Raw genomic sequence first — 620 nt, 5'->3', positions numbered from 1 at the left:
CCAATATTGACTGCAACAATGATCGTCTCTTCACCAAGCTGTCTTGCATAAGCAAATGCTCTTTCGTCGCAATAAAGCCATTGCATGCTGCCAGATTGTAGGGCTTTGAACTGTTTGCGAATTTCAATCCACTGTTGGTACAGATGGATCCAATGCGAACCCTGAACTAAATGCCAAGGGAAACAACGTCTGTTATCTGGGTCAAAGCTTCCCTCAAGACCGACTTCACTACCATAATAAATGCATGGTGCGCCGACATAAGTCATGAGTAAGGCCAACGCGATTTGCATTTTTTTCTCATCCCCATTCACCAAGGTGAGAAAACGTGCCGTGTCATGGCTATCAAGTTGATTGAGTTGTGAGAGCTGATTGGCAAAAGGAACTTTTGCTCTGGCTTCATCCAACCACGCTTTGAACTCAAAACCATTTATATCGATTGGGTCGTACGTGATGTCTTGATGCGCGATAAACGCTCGAACAGGGTGGGCAAAACCGTAGTAGTTCATCGCGCCGTCTTCTTGCTCCCCTTGCAGCCATTGAGTCGCCTCAAAAAAATGCTCACCTAACACATAAGCATTCGGATTAACGGATTTGGTCGCTTGGCGAAATGCTTTCACGTA

1 protein-coding gene is annotated in these 620 nt (G+C 45.6%); it reads right to left on the bottom strand.

The annotated features are described in order from the left end of the window. Positions 1–620, bottom strand: a 620-nt coding sequence (locus R7Q48_RS28630) for an alpha-amylase family glycosyl hydrolase (protein ID WP_318133718.1), incomplete at both ends; no start/stop codon positions are given.

It is taken from the genome of Vibrio sp. 378, from assembly GCF_033339435.1.
Note: the sequence above shows the minus strand (reverse complement) of the source record. Positions and strands in the feature narration are given on the sequence as shown.